Genomic DNA, 18,307 nt, shown 5'->3' on the forward strand with positions numbered 1-18,307 from the left:
TCTAAAGTTAGTTTGGAAGGTATATTCGCAAGAATATCATTTAATTAGGGAAAAAGGCACATGTCTGAAGTTTTGGAAAAAGTAAAAGCGATCGTTGTTGAACACTTGAACGCTGATCCTGAAAAAGTTGTAGAAAACGCAAATTTCATCGACGATCTTGGTGCAGACAGCCTTGATACCGTTGAATTGGTTATGGCTTTTGAAGAAGCATTCGGTATCGAAATTCCTGATGATGCTGCTGAAAAAATCCAAACAGTTGGTGATGCAGTAAAATTCATCTCTGAAAAACAATAAGGTAGTTCAATGCGTCGCGTAGTCGTGACCGGTGTCGGCCTCGTAACACCGCTTGGTGTCGGGGCTGATTTCGTCTTTAAGCAACTGATTGCTGGTAAATCTGGCTGTGGCACAATCACCCGTTTCGATGCGGGCGAACTTAATGTTCGCTATGCGTGCGAAGTTCCGCGCGTAAATGGAATCGGTGGCGGTGGTCCGGACGTTGAAGGTAGCTTTGACCCCGACCAAACCATGCCTGTCCGCGATCAAAAACGCGTGGATGATTTCATCCTTTATGGTGTTGCTGCTGCTGATGAGGCGATTAAAGATTCGGGTTGGGTCGCCGAAACTGATGAGCAAAAAGAACGTACCGGCGTATTGCTTGGTGCGGGTATTGGCGGTCTTGAGACTATTGCAAAAACCGCAATTCAGCTTGAAAACGAAGGCGCGCGCCGCATAAGCCCGTTTTTCGTTCCTTCGGCGCTTATCAACCTTATTTCTGGTCACGTTTCAATTCGTCACCAGTTTAAAGGGCCAAACCATTCTGTGGTTACGGCTTGTGCCACTGGTGCGCACGCAATTGGTGACGCAACACGCCTTATTAAATATGGCGATGCCGACGTAATGGTTGCCGGCGGTGCCGAGGCTGCGGTTTGTAAAATCGGTGTGGTTGGCTTTGCCGCTGCGCGTGCATTATCAACTGGCTATAATGACGACCCACTTTCTGCTTCTCGTCCTTATGACAAAGACCGTGATGGCTTTGTACTTGGCGAAGGTTCTGGGGTGGTTGTTCTTGAAGAATACGAACACGCAAAAGCACGTGGTGCAAAAATCTATGGCGAAGTTGTGGGCTATGGCCTTTCTGGCGATGCCTATCACATTACTGCCCCTGCCGAAAGCGGTGAGGGTGGTTATCGCGCGATGCGTGCGGCGCTAAAAGATGCCAATCTTGCGCCACAGGATATTCAATATGTCAATTCGCACGGCACTTCGACCCCATTGGGTGATGAGATTGAACTCCGCGCGATTGAGCGTTTGTTTGGCGAATATTGTGACGGTTTGACCGTTTCTTCGACCAAATCGGCAATTGGGCATTTGCTTGGTGCTGCGGGGGCAGTGGAGGCGATATTTACCTTGCTTGCGATGCAAAATTCTATTGCGCCGCCAACTTTGAACCTTGAAAATCCTAGTGTGGACACAAAGATTGATTTGGTTCCAAAAGTGGCAAAACCAATGGAAATAAAGGCTGCTATGTCGAACTCGTTCGGCTTTGGCGGCACAAACGCGGCTTTGGTATTCGCAAAAGTGTAAGATGGCAGACGCTGCGAAAGATTTTCGTAAAAAGCAAAAACAAAAAAAACAGAGCCTTGTAAAAGGTGCCGAGCGCGTGGGGATTTATGCCGCAATCGCGCTTGGCGTTTTGTCTGTTTTATTATTGATTTTCATATTCTTTGCCCCGGGGCCAAAGGCGCATGAGGGCAATAAAACCGTTTTCATTATCGATAGCGGTGAAGGGGCTGGCAAAATTGCCGACAACCTTGGCAAGGCGCATCTTGTGCGGGTTCCTTTTGTTTTCAAAACATTTGCGGTTTTAACCAATTCGGGCAAAAAATTTATCCCTGGTGAATTTGAAATTCCATCGGGTGCAACCCCATTAAAAGTATTGAATATTCTTGCCAATGGCGATGCTTTAAAACGCAAAATCACCATCCCAGAAGGCTGGACGGTGAATATGGCGTATAAACGAATTGCCGAAAATCAGGTTTTGACTGGTGATTTACCGATTATCCCAAAAGAGGGATATATGGCGCCCGATACATATCCGGTTAAACGTGGTGAAACCCGCGCCATGATTATTCAGCAAATGGTTGATCGCCAAAATAAAATTCTTGATGATTTATGGCTTGAACGTTCGGCTAATTTGCCAATCCGTTCAAAGGAAGAGGCTTTGGTCCTTGCGTCAATCGTTGAAAAAGAAACCGGCATCGCGAGTGAACGCCCACAGATTGCCGCCGTTTTCCTTAACCGCTTGCGCCAAGGGATGAAACTTCAATCCGATCCAACAATTATTTATGGTATTACCAAAGGGTTGCCTTTGGGGCGTAAAATCCTAAAGAGTGAGATTACGCAAAATACCCCTTGGAACACTTATGTTATCCAAGGTTTGCCGCCAACCCCGATTTGCAACCCCGGTAAAGACGCCATCAAGGCGGTTTTAAATCCACCGCAGTCAAAAAATCTGTTCTTTGTTGCCGATGGTTCTGGCGGGCATGTTTTTGCCGCAACCTATGAAGAGCATACAAAGAATGTTGAAAAATGGCGGCAAATTCGGGCGCAAAAAGAATCAATGGAAGCAATTGCCGACCCCAATCTTGCGGGCGGTAAATAAATGGAAAATGGGACAATGGTAAAAAGACGCGGATTAATGTTGGTGCTTTCTAGCCCTTCTGGCACTGGTAAAACCACGCTGTCGCGTCGCCTTGTGGCCGAGGATGATGATTTGTCGTTGTCGGTTTCATGCACCACTCGTAGCCCACGCGTGGGTGAGGGGGATGGTGAACATTACCATTTCATTTCCAAGGACGAATTCCGTGAAATCCGCGCCAAAGACGGCTTTTTAGAATGGGCCGAGGTGCACGATAATTATTACGGTTCACCCAAAGAGCCGATTATGAAGGCGCTTGAATCAGGTCGCGATATTATTTTTGATATTGATTGGCAGGGTGCGCAGCAATTGGAAAAAAATGCGCCAAAAGATGTGGTTTCTGTTTTCATTTTGCCGCCATCAATGAACGAACTTAGACGCCGTCTTACCGACCGTGCGCAAGACAGCCTTGAGACCATCAAAAAGCGTATGAACAACGCATATGGCGAAATTGCCCGTGCCGAGACTTATGATTATATCCTTGTGAATGATGATCTTGATGCAACTTATGAAAAGCTAAAAGATATTATCAAGGCCGAACGCCTATCCCGCTACCGCCAACCGTGGGTGCATAGCTTTGTGCAACAGCTTTTAAGTGAAGATACGTAAGCATAAGTCGCCTCGCTCGCTTCGCTCACTTGGCTACTTGGAATAATTGGGCGACTTAGAAAAAAATAGAAAATTAAAATCGAAAAACGCGGTTTTTAAATTTAATTGGCATTTATTAATCTTAAAACTTCCAATTGAAATTATTCAAATAAAGTATATGTTACCCATAGGTTTGGGCATATATTTTAAGAAAAATATTTGAGGAAGATTTATTTATTCTTTTTGGTATTTTTGATAATCCCGTCGCCGATATTGGCGCATCCGGGCGGTCTTGATGCGCATGGTTGCCATTTAAACCATAAAACCGGTGAATATCATTGCCACCGCCCACAAGGTCTATTTACTACTGGTAAACTCCGTAAAAAGGGTGAAAAAGGTCTAAATTATTATAAAGATTTCCAAAACGGTGATGGGTTAAGGTTTACGCCAAAAATTTCTGGTTCGGACGGTGAATGCTCATGTGTCAAAAAACGCGTTTGCATTGGTCCACGTGGCGGGCATTATTGCATTAATGGCAGTGGCAATAAACGCTATTTAAAACATTAAAAGTGGGTTATGCCCACTCCGTAAGCTTCGCTGCCACCTCCCCCGTTTCACAGGGGATGAGAAGCGCACTCTAATTCTTCTTAACCGCCTCACAAAGCGCATAGAACCCCTCTGGGCTTAGTTGTTCGGGGCGAAGGGTTGGTTTTACCCCTGCGGCTTCACAAAGCGCCTCGGCATCGCCCAATGGCGCCAATGATGACCGCAGCATTTTACGGCGCTGGGAAAAGGCGGCTTGGGTAACTTTGCCCAAGGTTTCCAAATCATCATAACGATTTTTCTTTTTGGGCGTAATAACCGCAACCGCGCTTTCGACCTTTGGCGGCGGGCTAAAGGCAAGGCGGGGGACGTGCATCCCAACATGTGCATGGCAAACCGCCTGTGTCAGGATTGCAAGGCGACCATAATGATTATCACCGGTTTGGGCGCAAATGCGTTTGGCAACTTCCATTTGGAACATTAATGCCATTTCCCAATCTTTTTCTTCGCCTGTTACCCAATTAAGGAATAATTGCGTGCCAACATTATATGGAAGATTGGCAATAATTTTCGCCGATTTGCATTCAATGCCATTGTCGCGCAAATATTGCGCAGGGAATATTTTTAGTGCGTCACCCGAAATCACCTCAAGCCGCCCCAAATCATCGCTAAAATAGGTTTTTAAATGCTCCACAAAGCGTTCGTCTTTTTCAATGGCAATGATTTTTTTTGCTTTGGTATTTAATAATGCTTGGGTAAGTCCACCGGGCCCAGGGCCAATTTCAAAAATCACGTCATCGTCATCAATTTGCAAAAGCCCCGCAATTTTTGACGTAAGATTAATATCCAATAGGAAATGTTGCCCCAAGGATTTTTTGGCGAATAATTCATTTTCGCGTATATATTCACCTAGTTTTGGGCGGCTCATGCAATTTGCTTTCTGTTGGTGGCGATTGCGTTCGCCATTTTTAACGCGTTTTCAAAGCTGTCGTAGCGCGCAATATTCTTTCCTGCAATCCCAAAGCCTGTGCCATGATCGGGCGAGGTGCGGATGATGGGTAAATTAAGGCTGGTATTTACGCCACCATGAAAATCAAGCGCTTTTACAGGTATCAAACCCTGATCATGATACATCGCCAGATAAATATCATATTGCGTACGGTTAAAATCGGCAAAGGCGGTATCGGCGGGCAGGGCATCGGTAATATCAACACCTTCGGCGCGCAATTGATTGGCGGCGGGGTTTATGATTTCAACTTCTTCGCGCCCAATTGCCCCATCTTCGCCCGCATGTGGGTTAAGGCCCAAAAGCGCGATCTTTGGTGCTTTAATCCCAAAATCATCCTTCATTGATTGGTTTAATGCGTGGGCGAGGGTGATGATTTTATCTTTGGTAATAAGTTCAGGAACTTTAAAAATTGGGTCATGAATTGTTACAAGTGCGACCCGCAAACCATCAACCGAAAGCATCATGATGGCTTCATGGTTTTTAATATAATGCTCGCTACATAAATGGGAAATATATTCGGTGTGACCAGGGAATTTAAACCCCTCCGCATATAAAACCGATTTGGCAATTGGCAAAGTTACAATGCCCGATACCTCACCAGAAATCGCCATTTCAGTGGCTTTTTTTATGGAGTTTATGATTATTTCGGCATTGTCTGAATTGGGTTTACCGGCGTCAAAATCAGAAACCACCCCATCAATATCCAAAATCGGCAGGGCGCGAGTAAAGGTTTCGTGTGCCTGATTGGGGTTTGAAATATTGGCAATATTTATCTCAAGCCCAAGTCTTTGTGCCGTTTGCACAAAAATTTCTTTTTTGCCAATAATGAAAAACGCTGGCAAATATTGCCGCCGTTCAAGCCATGCTTTTAGGGCGATTTCAATGCCAACCCCTGATGGGTCGCCCATTGAAACCGCAAAAAGCATTGTTTCAGGCATATGATTACCTTGTTACGATTGCCGCTTCACGGCGAAGGTCACGCAAATAACGGCGTGCAATCAGGCTTAATTCCTGATCAAACATAGAATCTTCTAGCTGTTGCGCGGTTGGAATATCTTCACCTGTAACTTCACGGTTACAAACTACAAGTGCCTCGGTGTTTGCGCCGCTTTGAATGCTATTTGAAACTTTACCTTCTGGAAGGTTCTCGACCAAGTTTTTATATTCATCGCTAAGGTCATTAAGTGCAACCTTGCCCAATTCATTTACGGTAACACCGTTTTTATCAGCAAGTTTTTTAAGGCTATCACAGCCTTTGAATTGATTTCTTACATCATCAATAGCTTTGGCGCCTTTTTTATTGTTTTCGGCAACCACGAGTTGGCGCAAATCAAGATTTAGGCTTACGTTACCGCCACTACGTTTGTTGCGAACCGCAACAATCATATAACCACCTTGAACCGGAATTGGATCAGAAACTTGACCAACTGGGATGGTATCAACAATTTTGGCAACTTCGGGACGAAGCTCACCTTGAACAACCCAACCCAAATCACCACCAGTAGCAGCAGAAGGGGAGAATGAGAATTGCTGTGCCACACGGCCAAAACTTGCACCATTACGGATTTGTTCAACCAATGTGTTGGAACCAAGGCGCGCGCGCTCATCCTCATCTGGGCTTGCAACTTCGATAAAGATTTCAGAAACCTGATATTGCGGCTTATATGCCGATGCTTGAATACGCGCCAATGCGTCATCAAGTTGTTCTTTAGTGATTTTTACACGTGAAGAATAACGACCAGAAACAATACGTTGCCACAAAACTTCGGCGCGGGTTTTATCGCGGTAGCTTTGGATTGAAATGCCAGCCTGTCTAAGTTCATTGAAGAATTGGTCAAGCGTTGCGCCATTTTGCTTTGCCTGATTGGTAAGGATACGATCAACCTCGGCATCAGACATTGTAAGTTTATATTTTTTTGCCTCTTGGATTTGCAATTTTTCATTTATCAAAGAGTTAAGCGCCTGCTGTGATGCGGCAATAATGGCATCCTGTGAAGGACTAGCAACACCAGCAGTAATAAGAATAAAACGTGTTCTTTGGCGCAAATCAAAACTTGTAATCGGTTCGTCATTGACGATTGCGGCAACACCTTCATTAAGGGTTACATCTTGGGCATAGGCGTTTTTAAAGGAAACATTTGCAAAGCCAGCAATCAGAATTGCGGCAAGTACACCTTTAAAAATGGTTTTGTTTAAATTCTGCTTCATTTTTTCTTCCAAATCCGCCTATTAATAGTGCGCAATTGCCTATGCTTCAACTAGCTTTAACTGGCAATTGCTGATTTTTAATTTAATCATTCAAATGGGTCGTCATCAATTACACCAAGTGTCTTGAACGCAATCTGAATTTTAAAGTTTTTAGATGGGGTCACAAAACGATTTGTTGTATTGATTTCTTCATAATAAATGCGGATATCAGTACATGCATCACCAAAAGAAACCCCAAAACGTGATTTCAGATTAGTGTCAGTTTTGAAATCGTGCCAATTATCGGCAAATAATGTATAATCACCCAATTTATATTGCGCGCTGGTTATAAGTTCGCGGTTTGCGGTAGTAGCCGAATATTTCTGCGGTAATTCGTGATAGCGGGTTTGCACACTTAGATTCTTATAATTTATATTCGCCGATACTTCGGTGCGAATTAATTCACCTGTGTCGCCATCAATGCGCACATTCCCGCTTAGGGTCAGGAATTTTTTGAAATCTATTTCAAGATTTGAAACATAATCCCCATTTTTTGAATCGAGATTGCTTAATGGGTTATATAATGGGTTATTTTTATTGCGATATTGTTTGCCAACAAACCAGTTGATTGAATTATTACTATTATCATAAACCGCAAGGTTCATGCCCAATGTGGCGCTTGCCCCACTGTCGTAAATATCATTAATTGCCGACACATCATTATAGAAATACGATGAATACGAATTTTCGTAATTATATGCGTCTTCAATAACTACTTGATCACTTTTATCGTTGGTGGTGGCAATTCTTAAGTTTAATTTTGGCTCAAGAATGATTTTGTAATTTTGGGTATAGCGTTGTAATGGGATGCTAAAATCAGTGGCAACATTAGCGTTAAAACGGCTGAAATTGCTGGTTCCGACATCGTTTCCTGATGCATCACGGAAGTGATTATAATAGAAATAGTCGCCTTTGATTTCTGCGCTTGGCTTTAATAAAAAGCCATTGCCAATAATTTTTTGCCCACGCCAATTTACTGACGAAGAGAAGCGACCACTATCTAGTTTATCATCATTGCGCGCTAGATAGACGCCACTAGTATTTGCGCCAATTGTTCCATTAAGGAAATCGGTTTGCCAGACTTTATGAAGTTCCATATCTGGCAGTACTTTGGGTGTATTTTTACGATATGCAAAACCTTGAAGATTTTGGAAGCCAATCCCCATAACGCGGGCATAGAAATCGCTTTCTTTACCTTCAAGATATAGCTGATTGATAAGGCTGTTACTTGTAATGCGAACTGGGCCGCGCACCGTCCCTTGGCCACGGATTGAATAGCGGGCAAGATATAAGTCATCTGATGCGTTTTCTACACCAAAACCCCAATCCCAAGTGTCATTAATATTGAATTTTCCATCGGCAAAAATATGACCGCGCCAATCGGTATTGCCAAATTTATAGCCTTCGCGCGCGAAGAATTTTTCATTAGTAACGGAACCAGCAATATGAAGGTCGCCAGAATAAAATTTACGGCGGTAATCACCAAATACGATTGGGTTAACATATTGCGATATTTGCGGAGAAATTGTTATATCCGAATAATCATCAATCACGTAAAGATATGGTTGTTCAATATTGTAACCAAGACGTGAAGAGCGACCAGGCTTTGATTGCAATAAACCTGATTGGCGCCCAGCGGTCGGGTCACCGTGCTTGAAATAGGGCGTGTAGAAAACCGGAACGCCTTTAACTTCAAACACCACGTCTTGATAAGAAATTTCTTTCTTTTGCGTGTCTTGAATTGCTTTACGTGCGCGAATATTCCAGGTTGGTTCAGGCTTTGCCGCACATACAGGGCAGGCGGTATATTTAACCCGTGACAATGAGTTCCGACCGCCATCTTCTTTAACTGCGGTTGTTGCCGCAACGACACCATTATTAGGGAAGCGGGCGGCAAAATTATTTACCAAACCACTATTTAGTTGATCGTCAACGGTTACTTCGTCTGCAAAGCTAACTGTTCCATCGGCTTCGATAATTGTCACGTTTCCAACTGCGGTAACTATGCCCGTATCGCGATTATAAACCAGTTTATCTGATAATAGACGTCTACCTTTGTTTCTTGCCTCAACATTGCCAATGGCGATAATTTCGTTTTGTGTATCGCCTGATACAACCTCATCGGCAACCAATAAAACCCTATCATCAAGGTTTGATGTCGTATTAGGTTGATTGGCATGGGTCGTTGCAATTGGCGTATTATTAGCTGGCTTTGGGCTTGTTTGTTGCGCGCTTTGTGAAAAGCTTATTCCGCCATTTTGCCCAACATCCTGATCCTGTATGAAAAAATGAATTCGATTACGAATTGCATCATTGGCATTATAATTTTCATATGCCCGTGCTTGTCCTGCGCTTGCTAGGACGGCAAACGAAGCAATAATAAATGCAGGCTGTGAATGATGATAATCAAATTTCATAACAGAATCGATTGACCGCCTATTTTTCTAAATAATGTTTTGGATTTTTTGTTCAATAATGTCAAAGCCTATTGTCGGAATATTAAAACTAGGAAACCTGACCATCTTCGCGATAAGATATCAGGGCAAGTGTTAGTGCCAAAGTAAATACCGGCGGGCATATTGCGGCAATTAATCCAGGAATATTGCCGGAACTTGCCATTAAACCCGCTACTTCATTAAAGAAATACATTGATATACCGATTGCAATTGCAATCATAACACTTCGGATTTTGCCGCCAGAACGATCTAGCCCAATACTCATAATTGCGGCAAATAAAACCATCGCCAACATATTAAAAGGCAACATTAACAAGCGGAAAAATCGCAACCAATATTTTTCTGGCGAGCCACCATTTTGTTTTGCAAGATGCGCCTCGGCAGGAAGTTCCCAAAGCGGAACAATTCTTGGTTCGCGTGTGCCTTCAATTGATGTAGTATTCGAAAGCCCCATTTGGATGGTTGGGCTAAATTCTGATTGTGAACCTGTATAAGTAGTGTAGGCATCACTAATAATTAGTTGTTTGTTTTTTCTAATTGCAAGCTTTGCGTCAATTGTTTTTTGTAAATTAAGCCCCGATTTGTCGTAAACATAAATTGTGGCATTGTTTATGGCAAAACTAGTTTGTGTAATTGCTTCTTTACTATCACCATAAATAATTAATTGCCCTTCGGTTGAGGGAAGTGTTACCCATAATGATTTTGTTGATTTTGACGCATCGGCAATTTGCACAATTGATGAAAGCCTGTCTTTTTCGGCCTCATATTGATCATTTAATTTGGCGGAAATTGGATCAATAAAAAATGTAACTGCAACACCGATAAAAACAGCAAGCCAACCAAGCGGCGCAAGAAAACGCCACGCAGAAACCCCCGCTGCCCGCATTGCCGTGATTTCTGAACGGCGTGACAGGCCAGTAAAGCTTAGCAATGTTCCAACTAATGCCGTGATTGGAATTGATTGTTCTGTAAGGCCGGGAAGGCGCATAAGAGTAAATTTTAATGCGGTAAAGAAATTGGCGTTTTGTATGCCGGCAACTGCGCGCGATTGTTCAACTAAATCAACCATTATCACACTTGCAGATACGCCAAGAAAGGCAATTACCATTCCCGAAAGCGATTTTAAGAAAATGTATTTGTTTAAACGGTGCAGCATGTAATCACACTAATTCCATCATTTCGGATGATTTTCGGCGTTTATTATTGCCGCCACCGGAAATTAATAGGTAATTCCAATTTTTAAACATTCCAAGTTTGAACATTATGAACAAAGATACCCCAATCGGTATAATATATTGGATAATATTTAATGTTGGTTGTTTCTCTATCACGCCTTCAAGACCTGATTGCGCCAAAAGCATTGCCAAAGCCGCCGCCGAGGTTTTGGCAATGTGAATGCTTTGACCACGGCGTGAAAAGCCGGTTCCAAAAATCGCAAAGAAACCCAATAATGCTGTGGCAATTGAATAGAATGGTGCAGAAAAACGGTGATTTGCTTCTACCAATAACTCACCCTTGTGGGATCTATCCCAATTGTGGGTCATATCTGGTGTGAACAAGTCGGGTGTAAATCGGTCAGATGGTTTATAAAACAAATCTTTCTCATCTGAATTAAAGCCATCAAGCGTAATTACATATTGCGAAAAACCATAAAGAATTGGTGCGCCATTTTCATCACGAGCATGGATTGAACCATCGTTTAATGACATCGCTGGGGTGCCGTTGATTTTAACAATCCCGCCAGAATTTGCCGAATAGGTGACGCTTTTATCTTTGTTTCGCGTGTCCGATATTAAAAGACCGCGCAAAGCCCCATTTTGGTCGATTTTTCTTGTATAAATGGTGACGCCTTTTACGCTCTCACGGAATTGCCCTTCTTTAACAAGCGTTGTGGCAATATCTGAACGGATTGCAAAAATCTTTTCACGCATAAGGCGGTATGTAAAGGGCTGAACAAATGTGCCAATCGTAAGCACAAATAATGCCACAACCGAAGCCAGCCTAACCAATGGTTCGGCAATTTTCCAAACGCTCATGCCGCTGGCAAAGGCAACCACAAGCTCGTTTTCTGAGTAAAGACGACCATATACCAAAATTGCGGATGCAAATAATGCAACCGGTGCAACTACCGCCATAAATTGCGGTGTTGAAAGAATGGATATTGAAAGAATCGTAAACGGGCTTTGGCCACGTTCAACAATCAAATCCAATTGCGTCAATGATTGGGTAATCAATGCCAATAGCGATAAGCCAATGGTTATCGCCAAAAATGGGCCTATAAGCAAACCTAATATATATTTTTGTATTTTTAGCATTCGCTTATAAATGACTCTCTAAAAACAAGCTCGTAAATTTCCTAATATGTGTGATTGAGGTGTAACGCAAGGGATAAGGTGGTGGCATATCAGACAAAAGAGGGTTAATGTGACCAAAAAACCATTGCTCTAAATTGTTGCTAACCAAATATGTTACTTTTAACGATTTAAAATTATTGGGTAATGTTCAAAAATACTGGAGAAAATCGTGAATATTAATTTTAAAAAGAATGACGATTGCAAATTAATTATCAAATTCGCCTTTAAAAATGATGCTATCTCGCCAATTCTTGCATTGCAGGGTTTTGATGGCTCTGCATCACAAACCGCCACCGAAACAATTGACGGGAAATTAAATATTGTTGTTGGCGTGGGCGAAAAGGACAAACTTACTCTTGAGGCATTTGAAAAAGCGGTTGCCACCGGTGTAAAGGCGGCTTCTTCACTTGGACAAGCAAGTGTGCAAATCCTTGTAAGTTCAATTGATGCTGATGCAAAATATTCGGCCCATGCGGGTCTTGCGGCGTTAATGGCATCTTATAAATTTGATACTTATAAAACCGCGCCAAAAACCAAAACTGAACTTTCAGAAATTTTTGTTGATGGCAATGGTGAAGCGGATTTCGCGGCATTGCAATCGCTTTATGACGGTATCGCATTCGGTCGCGATTTGATGAATGAGCCGCCAAATGTTCTAAACACCGCTGAATTTGCAAAACGCCTTGTCGAATTAAAAGAACTTGGTGTCGAAGTTACCGTGCTTGGCGAAAAAGAAATGGAAGCATTGGGAATGGGTTCATTCCTTGGTGTGGGGCAGGGGTCAACTTCTGAAAGCCGTGTTGTGGTTATGAACTATAAAGGCGGTGGCGACGAGGCACCACTCGCGTTGGTTGGCAAAGGTTTATGTTTTGATTCTGGCGGTATTTCTATCAAGCCATCTGGTGGCATGGAAGAAATGAAGGGCGATATGGGCGGTGCTGCCGCTGTATCAGGCGCCATGAAGGCAATCGCGGGACGCAAGGCAAAAGCGAATGTTGTCGGTCTTGTCGGTCTTGCTGAAAATATGCCTGATGGCAACGCACAGCGTCCGGGCGATATTGTTAAATCAATGTCTGGCAAAACCATCGAAGTTTTAAACACCGATGCCGAAGGGCGTTTGGTTTTATGTGATGTTTTAACCTATGCACAACAAACCTTTAAACCAAAATATGTTATTGATTTGGCAACATTGACGGGTGCAATTATCATTTCACTTGGTCATGATTATGCGGGTTTATTCTCAAATAGCGATGATTTATCCGGCAAAATCACTGCTGCGGGTGACAATTGTGGTGAAAAAGTATGGCGTCTTCCACTTGGTGCGTCTTATGACAAATTGCTTGATTCCAAAATTGCCGATGTGAAAAACGTAAATCGTTCTGGCCCTGGCTCTCCTGCGGGTTCAATTACTGCGGCACAATTCCTGCAAAGATTTATCGAAGAAGGAACACAGTGGGCGCATATTGATATTGCCGGAACCGCATGGAAAAATGGTAATGAAGACCCGCGCGAACCATCATGGGCAACCGGATATGGTGTTCGCCTTCTTGATACCTTGGTCAAGGAATCGTTTGAGAAATAATCCATGCAATATTGGTTTTATCATCTTGAAAAAACCTCAACAGTGGCGGCACTTGTGCCGCTGCTGGAGCGGTGTTTGAAAAACGATTGGACGTGCCTTATCCGCGCCCAAAACCCCGAAACGCTTGTGGCACTTGATAAAGAGCTTTGGACTTTTCAGGAGCGTTTATGGTTGCCCCATGCGATAGAGGGGGCGGAAGGCATTGAACCATCAGAGCAACCAATTCTTTTAACCACTTCGCAAGAGAATAATAATTTTGCCCAAGCCGTTTTTCTACTTGAAGATGCGCCAATTGGTGATATTGATGGGATTGAACGCGCCTTTTATTTGATTGATGGGCAGGATGATGAAAAAGTCGCCGCCGCCCGCAAAACTTATAAAGCAGCCAAAGAAGCCGGGTTTGAACTATCCTATTGGAAGCAAAATACCGCAGGAAAATGGGAGCAAGTTGCGTGATTATTGCACCCGCTAATATTGCTCATTTCATCTAAAGAAGCTAAATAGCCGCCATATTTAATTTGGAGTTTTCAAAATGGCTTTAGAGCGTACTTTTTCAATCATTAAACCAGATGCAACCAACCGTAACCTTACTGGTGCTGTAAACGCACTTATCGAAGCGGCGGGTCTTCGTATCGTTGCGCAAAAACGCATTAAAATGACCACCGAACAAGCAAAAACTTTCTATGCAGTTCACGCAGAACGTCCTTTCTTTGGTGAATTGGTTGAATTTATGACTTCTGCACCAGTTGTGGTTCAGGTTCTTGAAGGCGAAGACGCAGTTGCAAAATATCGTGAAGTTATGGGCGCAACCAACCCTGAAAATGCTGCCGAAGGCACAATCCGCAAAACTTTCGCACTTTCTATGGGTGAAAACTCTGCACACGGTTCAGACAGCGTTGAAAATGCTGCAATTGAAATCGCGCAATTCTTTGCTGGAAACGAAATCGTAGGCTAGTTAATAACTAGCATTAATAACAAAAAGCCCCCGAATTTCGGGGGCTTTTCTTTTTGTGATTTACATTTCAGTGTTACAGTAACCGGACGAAGTTTAATTTCAACGCGGCGGTTTTTGGTGCGACCAGTGATGAGGCAGGAAAAGTTGACAGACTTTTCCGTAAGCCGAAGAACCAGAAAAAACTGTTGCTCAGATTACGCAGTAACTGGACGAAGTTTAATTTCTACGCGACGGTTTTTGGCGCGACCTTCAGGCGTTGAATTATCGGCAATCGGGTTGCTTTCACCCATTCCGGTTACATAAAGCCTTTGTGATGCTACCCCATGTCCGCTAAGATAGTTTGCAGCAGAGTTTGCGCGGCGTTGCGATAAATCAAGATTATATGCATCCGAACCGGTTGAATCTGCATAACCAATAACGTCAACATAGGTTGATGGATAATCAGACAACACTTTTGAAACGTCGTTCAAAACTGAATAGAATTGTGGTTGCAATGTGTCTTGGTTATATTCAAATGTAATATCACCAGGCATGTTAAGAACAATTTCATCACCATTACGGGCAACGGTTACGCCGGTTCCTTCTAGTTTTTTGCGAAGTTCGGCCTGTTGTTTATCCATATAATCACCGATTGCATAACCACCCAATGCGCCAATGCCTGCACCGATGATTGCATTCTTACGGCCGACAGATGATTTGTCGTTTGACGCATAACCCGCAGCAGCACCAACCACAGCACCAATTATTGCACCAGTTTTCGAATTATCACGAACTTTTTCACCAGTGTTTGGATCAACGGTTGTACACGCGCCAAGCATAGAGACAAGAGCCATTGCGCCGATAGTCATTTTAATTTTGTTATTCATTTCCTGCTCCATATTAAATTTGGAAAAACCAAATAAATTCACTTTTTTAATTTATAATCTTAAACCTGAATAGCAGATGAAAATATTGTTATTCAATTTTCAAAAGATTGCAATAAATCAAAAAACCGTAAATTAGATTTTATGGCTTAGGAAAATGGCAATTTTACAGCCGGTTTTAATTATTGCCGATAATATTGGATAGAGGGGCGCATCCTCGGCACCATTTTCAATGGCATCGTCACGATGTTCTGATTCCTCTTGGCGGAATTTGGTAATTATCGGCTTTAGCGGATTGTTATCCGAAAGCTTCTCTTCTTGATCCAGATAGTGCTGCTCGATAACTTCTTCGACTGCGGCGGTGCAGGCATGGGCCGCCTTTTCACCCATGAATGCGGTGGTATAGCCAAGCAATTGCGCGGCAGGCTTCCATATTGGTTCAAGGATTGTTGGCCTTATCCCGCGCTCAATAAGGATTTCATCAAATGCTTTTTTATGGGCGATTTCTTCGGCTTCTTGTTTGGCAAGAATCATATCTATGCCAGAAAGATTATTGGTATTGGCAAAAACTTTCCGCTGGGCACGGTAAATTTCAACCGCAGCCATTTCACCGGCATGATCAACCCGCAACATTTGCGATATTTCATCCATTCTCTCGTCATCATTATAATCAGATGGCGGGGTAGGGCGCTTATTTTTGCTCATTTAAAAATGCCTATTCAAAATCGGAAGAACCGGTATCACCTTTGAATGCACATATTAATGAAAACGCCGCAAGACACAATGAAATAATAACATTCCAATTTGCCATTGAAAGGCCAAAGAGGCTCCAAGGTATTTTATCACAGCTTGGTGGGGCAACAGGTTTTGAAAGTGCGCCCAATAAATCACCAGAGATTTCTTTTGAACCACCGCCAACACATTCTGGCAAACCTTGCCACCAATGAAGTTCTACACCGGAATGAAAAAATGCAATTGCCGCACTGGCAAGGAATATTACACCCAAAACCGCATCAATCGCACGAACCAAGGAAGACGCTTTAATATAATGGGTTAGGGCAAAACCAATTAAACCAACAAATAATGCAACCCAATAAACCTCACGCTGATGTAGGCAAAGCGCACATGGTGCCATGCCACCAAAGGTTTCAAACGCATGCGCCGCGGCAAGCATTGATGCAGAAATTAATGCCGCCAAAAGCGCCCAATGTTTTTGTGCCTGCTTAATTGGATATTGAAACATATTTGCCTTTTCAAATTTTTGAGTATGTGTTTGTCTAACTCTATTCAGCGAATATTTAAAGGTGGCTTAATGACACATGAGATGTATTTGCTGTAATGTAATGACAAATCATGCACTTCGCAAAAAAATAATTCAAAACTTATAATTGAAACAGTGGCGACAAAAGCCACAATCAAAGTGATAAAAATAACTTAGGTGAAATATATAATGAAATGGTGCCTGGAGCCGGAATCGAACCAGCGACACGCGGATTTTCAATCCGCTGCTCTACCAACTGAGCTATCCAGGCACAATCCGCAAAATGCGTGTTGGTATTAAGAGGGGTGCTGAATAGACGATAGAATTAATTATGTAAACCCGCACTTTCAGCATTGAATGGAAAAACCTGCAATTTCTTCATAATCATCTTAGTTTTTGGGCTGTAAATTGTTGTTTATCATGTCAATCACTGCGTCTGGAACGGTGGTTTTATCTGGTTGCGGCGTTTCTTGTGGCTGATTTTGGCCTGCGATATAAGTTTGTGCAACCGCCGCTGCGGCAAGGGCCTCAATTTCATTTGCGGAAAATGCCTTTTGCGCGGTTTTATTGGCATCTTTTGAAAGTGAGATATTGTTTTCTTTTGCCTGACTTAGTTCTTGGTTATCAATATTTATTTCGGGGCGCATTGCATTTTCAAATTCGCTGGCACGTTTTTCAATTGGGTTTTTGCATGCTGTTGTAACGTTACTGGTTTTATCATTATCACATGCGTCTTTGCCTGTTGGCTGTTTAATAACAACATTATTGGGATCTTTGGGAAGTATTGCGGGGTTTGGCTCGACAAGTTTTTTTGAATTTGATTTGGAGACTTGCTTTGCAATTATTTCGTTTTGGGTTTCTTTTGGAACCGTAATAATTATAGGCTCGGCAGTTTTTGTGGCACTAAGCCCAGGTTGTTCAAAAATAACGTTATTGGTTGGTTTATTTCCGATTTGGTCAATGTCGGGGGTTTTTGTTTGCGCATTAGCATAAATAGGCATTGTGCAAACTATGCCTATTATAATTATGGATTTTTGTATTTGATAATTGCCCATTTTATAGCCTTTAGCTACCGTTTTGGATTATTGTTGCACTTGCGCCACCGGTTTGCTTAATGAATAAGTCTGGGTTTGCATCACCATTTTGTTGCCAATTAAGGCTATTGATGCCGCCGGCTTGTTCGGCGCTTATGGCATTGTGGTTGCCATCTTGGCTAAGGTTGGCCTGATTATCGTTTCCATCTTGTTTAAGGTCGATTTTATTGTCATCACCGCTTTGGCTTACGTTCGATAAATTATTATCACCATTTTGGGTGATTTTAGCGATATTGGGCATAATTACGCCTCCTGATTGATTAAGGTTTGCAACATTAAATTCGCCTTTTTGGGCAATTTCAGCAATATTGCTTAGGTCGTCATAATTTGCGCCGGTTTGCGAAACATTGGCGACATTATTGTTTCCAGCTTGTGTAATAATGCTTTTATTTTTTCCGCCAGACTGATTTATTATCGAGATATTTTTATTCCCTGATTGTTTTACATTTGCCAAGGATCCGTTTCCGCTTTGATTGATTATTGTTTTGTTGGAAACCTGCGGGATATAGGCAATGGATTGGGCTTGTATGCTCGTTGCAAGAAATGAACCCGTAAAAATGCAAAGCAATGAGATATACGAACACATTATTTTGATATTGTTTTTCATGATCTTTGCTTTCGTAAAAAAGAAATCATTCCCCGGCATTGGGGCATTTG

At 42.6% G+C, this 18,307-nt stretch carries 19 protein-coding genes and 1 tRNA gene; 8 read left to right on the forward strand and 12 right to left on the reverse strand.

Features of this window, described 5'->3' with window-relative positions:
- Nucleotides 1-60: 60 nt before the first annotated feature.
- From KXV15_RS10520 to KXV15_RS10540, 5 genes are all read left to right on the forward strand, one after another.
- On the forward strand, nucleotides 61-294 hold the full coding sequence (locus tag KXV15_RS10520) for an acyl carrier protein (protein WP_240008142.1): 234 nt from the start codon (nucleotides 61-63) through the stop codon (nucleotides 292-294).
- Nucleotides 295-303: 9 nt separating this feature from the next.
- Nucleotides 304-1,584 carry a beta-ketoacyl-ACP synthase II gene (gene fabF / locus KXV15_RS10525; RefSeq protein ID WP_240008143.1) on the forward strand — a complete coding sequence of 427 codons (1,281 nt, stop codon included), beginning with the start codon at nucleotides 304-306 and terminating at the stop codon, nucleotides 1,582-1,584.
- A 1-nt stretch (nucleotide 1,585) separates the two neighbouring features.
- On the forward strand, nucleotides 1,586-2,662 hold the full coding sequence (gene mltG / locus KXV15_RS10530) for an endolytic transglycosylase MltG (protein WP_240008144.1): 1,077 nt from the start codon (nucleotides 1,586-1,588) through the stop codon (nucleotides 2,660-2,662).
- Nucleotides 2,663-3,307, forward strand: coding sequence for a guanylate kinase (gmk, locus tag KXV15_RS10535; protein ID WP_240008145.1), 645 nt, complete (start codon nucleotides 2,663-2,665; stop codon nucleotides 3,305-3,307).
- Nucleotides 3,308-3,505: 198 nt separating this feature from the next.
- Entirely contained in the window at nucleotides 3,506-3,853 is a 348-nt protein-coding gene (locus KXV15_RS10540; protein WP_240008146.1) for a YHYH domain-containing protein, read from the forward strand.
- Between the two features lie 70 nt (nucleotides 3,854-3,923).
- On the opposite strand, the gene rsmA is transcribed toward KXV15_RS10540, so the two are convergent.
- From rsmA to KXV15_RS10570, 6 genes are all read right to left on the reverse strand, one after another.
- Entirely contained in the window at nucleotides 3,924-4,757 is an 834-nt protein-coding gene (gene rsmA / locus KXV15_RS10545) for a 16S rRNA (adenine(1518)-N(6)/adenine(1519)-N(6))-dimethyltransferase RsmA (protein WP_240008147.1), read from the reverse strand.
- On the reverse strand, nucleotides 4,754-5,776 hold the full coding sequence (gene pdxA, locus KXV15_RS10550) for a 4-hydroxythreonine-4-phosphate dehydrogenase PdxA (protein ID WP_240008148.1): 1,023 nt from the start codon (nucleotides 5,774-5,776) through the stop codon (nucleotides 4,754-4,756). The genes rsmA and pdxA overlap by 4 nt, the downstream gene beginning before the upstream one ends.
- Nucleotides 5,777-5,780: 4 nt before the next feature.
- Nucleotides 5,781-7,046 carry a peptidylprolyl isomerase gene (locus KXV15_RS10555; RefSeq protein WP_240008149.1) on the reverse strand — a complete coding sequence of 422 codons (1,266 nt, stop codon included), beginning with the start codon at nucleotides 7,044-7,046 and terminating at the stop codon, nucleotides 5,781-5,783.
- Between the two features lie 86 nt (nucleotides 7,047-7,132).
- Nucleotides 7,133-9,502 carry an LPS-assembly protein LptD gene (locus KXV15_RS10560; RefSeq protein ID WP_240008150.1) on the reverse strand — a complete coding sequence of 790 codons (2,370 nt, stop codon included), beginning with the start codon at nucleotides 9,500-9,502 and terminating at the stop codon, nucleotides 7,133-7,135.
- Between the two features lie 88 nt (nucleotides 9,503-9,590).
- A complete protein-coding gene (locus tag KXV15_RS10565) occupies nucleotides 9,591-10,697 on the reverse strand; it encodes an LptF/LptG family permease (protein ID WP_275671607.1) in 1,107 nt (368 codons plus the stop codon).
- A gap of 4 nt (nucleotides 10,698-10,701) precedes the next feature.
- Entirely contained in the window at nucleotides 10,702-11,856 is a 1,155-nt protein-coding gene (locus KXV15_RS10570) for an LptF/LptG family permease (RefSeq protein WP_240008152.1), read from the reverse strand.
- A gap of 208 nt (nucleotides 11,857-12,064) precedes the next feature.
- Here KXV15_RS10570 and KXV15_RS10575 point away from each other — a divergent pair, with 208 nt between their 5' ends.
- The 3 genes from KXV15_RS10575 to ndk all read left to right on the forward strand — a co-directional run bounded on the left by KXV15_RS10575 (nucleotide 12,065) and on the right by ndk (nucleotide 14,432).
- Nucleotides 12,065-13,477, forward strand: a complete 1,413-nt coding sequence (locus KXV15_RS10575; RefSeq protein WP_240008153.1) for a leucyl aminopeptidase — start codon at nucleotides 12,065-12,067, stop codon at nucleotides 13,475-13,477.
- 3 nt (nucleotides 13,478-13,480) lie between these two features.
- Nucleotides 13,481-13,933 carry a DNA polymerase III subunit chi gene (locus tag KXV15_RS10580; protein ID WP_240008154.1) on the forward strand — a complete coding sequence of 151 codons (453 nt, stop codon included), beginning with the start codon at nucleotides 13,481-13,483 and terminating at the stop codon, nucleotides 13,931-13,933.
- 76 nt (nucleotides 13,934-14,009) lie between these two features.
- On the forward strand, nucleotides 14,010-14,432 hold the full coding sequence (ndk, locus tag KXV15_RS10585) for a nucleoside-diphosphate kinase (RefSeq protein WP_240008155.1): 423 nt from the start codon (nucleotides 14,010-14,012) through the stop codon (nucleotides 14,430-14,432).
- Nucleotides 14,433-14,626: 194 nt separating this feature from the next.
- On the opposite strand, the gene KXV15_RS10590 is transcribed toward ndk, so the two are convergent.
- The 6 genes from KXV15_RS10590 to KXV15_RS10615 form a co-directional block, all read right to left on the reverse strand.
- Nucleotides 14,627-15,298 (reverse strand): YiaD family glycine zipper/OmpA-like lipoprotein, encoded by a 672-nt coding sequence (locus KXV15_RS10590; protein WP_240008156.1) that lies wholly within the window; start codon nucleotides 15,296-15,298, stop codon nucleotides 14,627-14,629.
- A gap of 132 nt (nucleotides 15,299-15,430) precedes the next feature.
- Entirely contained in the window at nucleotides 15,431-16,000 is a 570-nt protein-coding gene (locus KXV15_RS10595) for a demethoxyubiquinone hydroxylase family protein (protein WP_240008157.1), read from the reverse strand.
- 10 nt (nucleotides 16,001-16,010) lie between these two features.
- Nucleotides 16,011-16,538: a disulfide bond formation protein B gene (locus KXV15_RS10600; protein ID WP_240008158.1), complete on the reverse strand. Its 528-nt coding sequence runs from the start codon at nucleotides 16,536-16,538 to the stop codon at nucleotides 16,011-16,013.
- 213 nt (nucleotides 16,539-16,751) lie between these two features.
- Nucleotides 16,752-16,827, reverse strand: a tRNA-Phe gene (locus tag KXV15_RS10605).
- Nucleotides 16,828-16,945: 118 nt separating this feature from the next.
- Nucleotides 16,946-17,557, reverse strand: a complete 612-nt coding sequence (locus KXV15_RS10610) for a hypothetical protein (RefSeq protein ID WP_240008159.1) — start codon at nucleotides 17,555-17,557, stop codon at nucleotides 16,946-16,948.
- Between the two features lie 64 nt (nucleotides 17,558-17,621).
- Nucleotides 17,622-18,257: a hypothetical protein gene (locus tag KXV15_RS10615; RefSeq protein WP_240008160.1), complete on the reverse strand. Its 636-nt coding sequence runs from the start codon at nucleotides 18,255-18,257 to the stop codon at nucleotides 17,622-17,624.
- Nucleotides 18,258-18,307: the final 50 nt, after the last annotated feature.

It is taken from the genome of Pseudaquidulcibacter saccharophilus (assembly GCF_019455445.1).
In the GTDB taxonomy this organism is placed as follows: domain Bacteria; phylum Pseudomonadota; class Alphaproteobacteria; order Caulobacterales; family Aquidulcibacteraceae; genus Pseudaquidulcibacter; species Pseudaquidulcibacter saccharophilus.

Excerpts from the sequence above, each read along its gene's own strand:
- KXV15_RS10600 (WP_240008158.1), bottom strand. The coding sequence starts at position 16,538 with ATGTTTCAATATCCAATTAAGCAGGCACAAAAACATTGGGCGCTTTTG.
- KXV15_RS10615 (WP_240008160.1), bottom strand. The coding sequence starts at position 18,257 with ATGAAAAACAATATCAAAATAATGTGTTCGTATATCTCATTGCTTTGC.
- KXV15_RS10570 (WP_240008152.1), bottom strand. The coding sequence starts at position 11,856 with ATGCTAAAAATACAAAAATATATATTAGGTTTGCTTATAGGCCCATTT.
- rsmA (WP_240008147.1), bottom strand. The coding sequence starts at position 4,757 with ATGAGCCGCCCAAAACTAGGTGAATATATACGCGAAAATGAATTATTC.
- mltG (WP_240008144.1), top strand. The coding sequence starts at position 1,586 with ATGGCAGACGCTGCGAAAGATTTTCGTAAAAAGCAAAAACAAAAAAAA.
- ndk (WP_240008155.1), top strand. The coding sequence starts at position 14,010 with ATGGCTTTAGAGCGTACTTTTTCAATCATTAAACCAGATGCAACCAAC.
- KXV15_RS10555 (WP_240008149.1), bottom strand. The coding sequence starts at position 7,046 with ATGAAGCAGAATTTAAACAAAACCATTTTTAAAGGTGTACTTGCCGCA.
- KXV15_RS10560 (WP_240008150.1), bottom strand. The coding sequence starts at position 9,502 with ATGAAATTTGATTATCATCATTCACAGCCTGCATTTATTATTGCTTCG.
- pdxA (WP_240008148.1), bottom strand. The coding sequence starts at position 5,776 with ATGCCTGAAACAATGCTTTTTGCGGTTTCAATGGGCGACCCATCAGGG.
- fabF (WP_240008143.1), top strand. The coding sequence starts at position 304 with ATGCGTCGCGTAGTCGTGACCGGTGTCGGCCTCGTAACACCGCTTGGT.
- KXV15_RS10590 (WP_240008156.1), bottom strand. The coding sequence starts at position 15,298 with ATGAATAACAAAATTAAAATGACTATCGGCGCAATGGCTCTTGTCTCT.
- KXV15_RS10520 (WP_240008142.1), top strand. The coding sequence starts at position 61 with ATGTCTGAAGTTTTGGAAAAAGTAAAAGCGATCGTTGTTGAACACTTG.
- KXV15_RS10610 (WP_240008159.1), bottom strand. The coding sequence starts at position 17,557 with ATGCCTATTTATGCTAATGCGCAAACAAAAACCCCCGACATTGACCAA.
- KXV15_RS10595 (WP_240008157.1), bottom strand. The coding sequence starts at position 16,000 with ATGAGCAAAAATAAGCGCCCTACCCCGCCATCTGATTATAATGATGAC.
- KXV15_RS10565 (WP_275671607.1), bottom strand. The coding sequence starts at position 10,697 with ATGCTGCACCGTTTAAACAAATACATTTTCTTAAAATCGCTTTCGGGA.
- KXV15_RS10580 (WP_240008154.1), top strand. The coding sequence starts at position 13,481 with ATGCAATATTGGTTTTATCATCTTGAAAAAACCTCAACAGTGGCGGCA.
- gmk (WP_240008145.1), top strand. The coding sequence starts at position 2,663 with ATGGAAAATGGGACAATGGTAAAAAGACGCGGATTAATGTTGGTGCTT.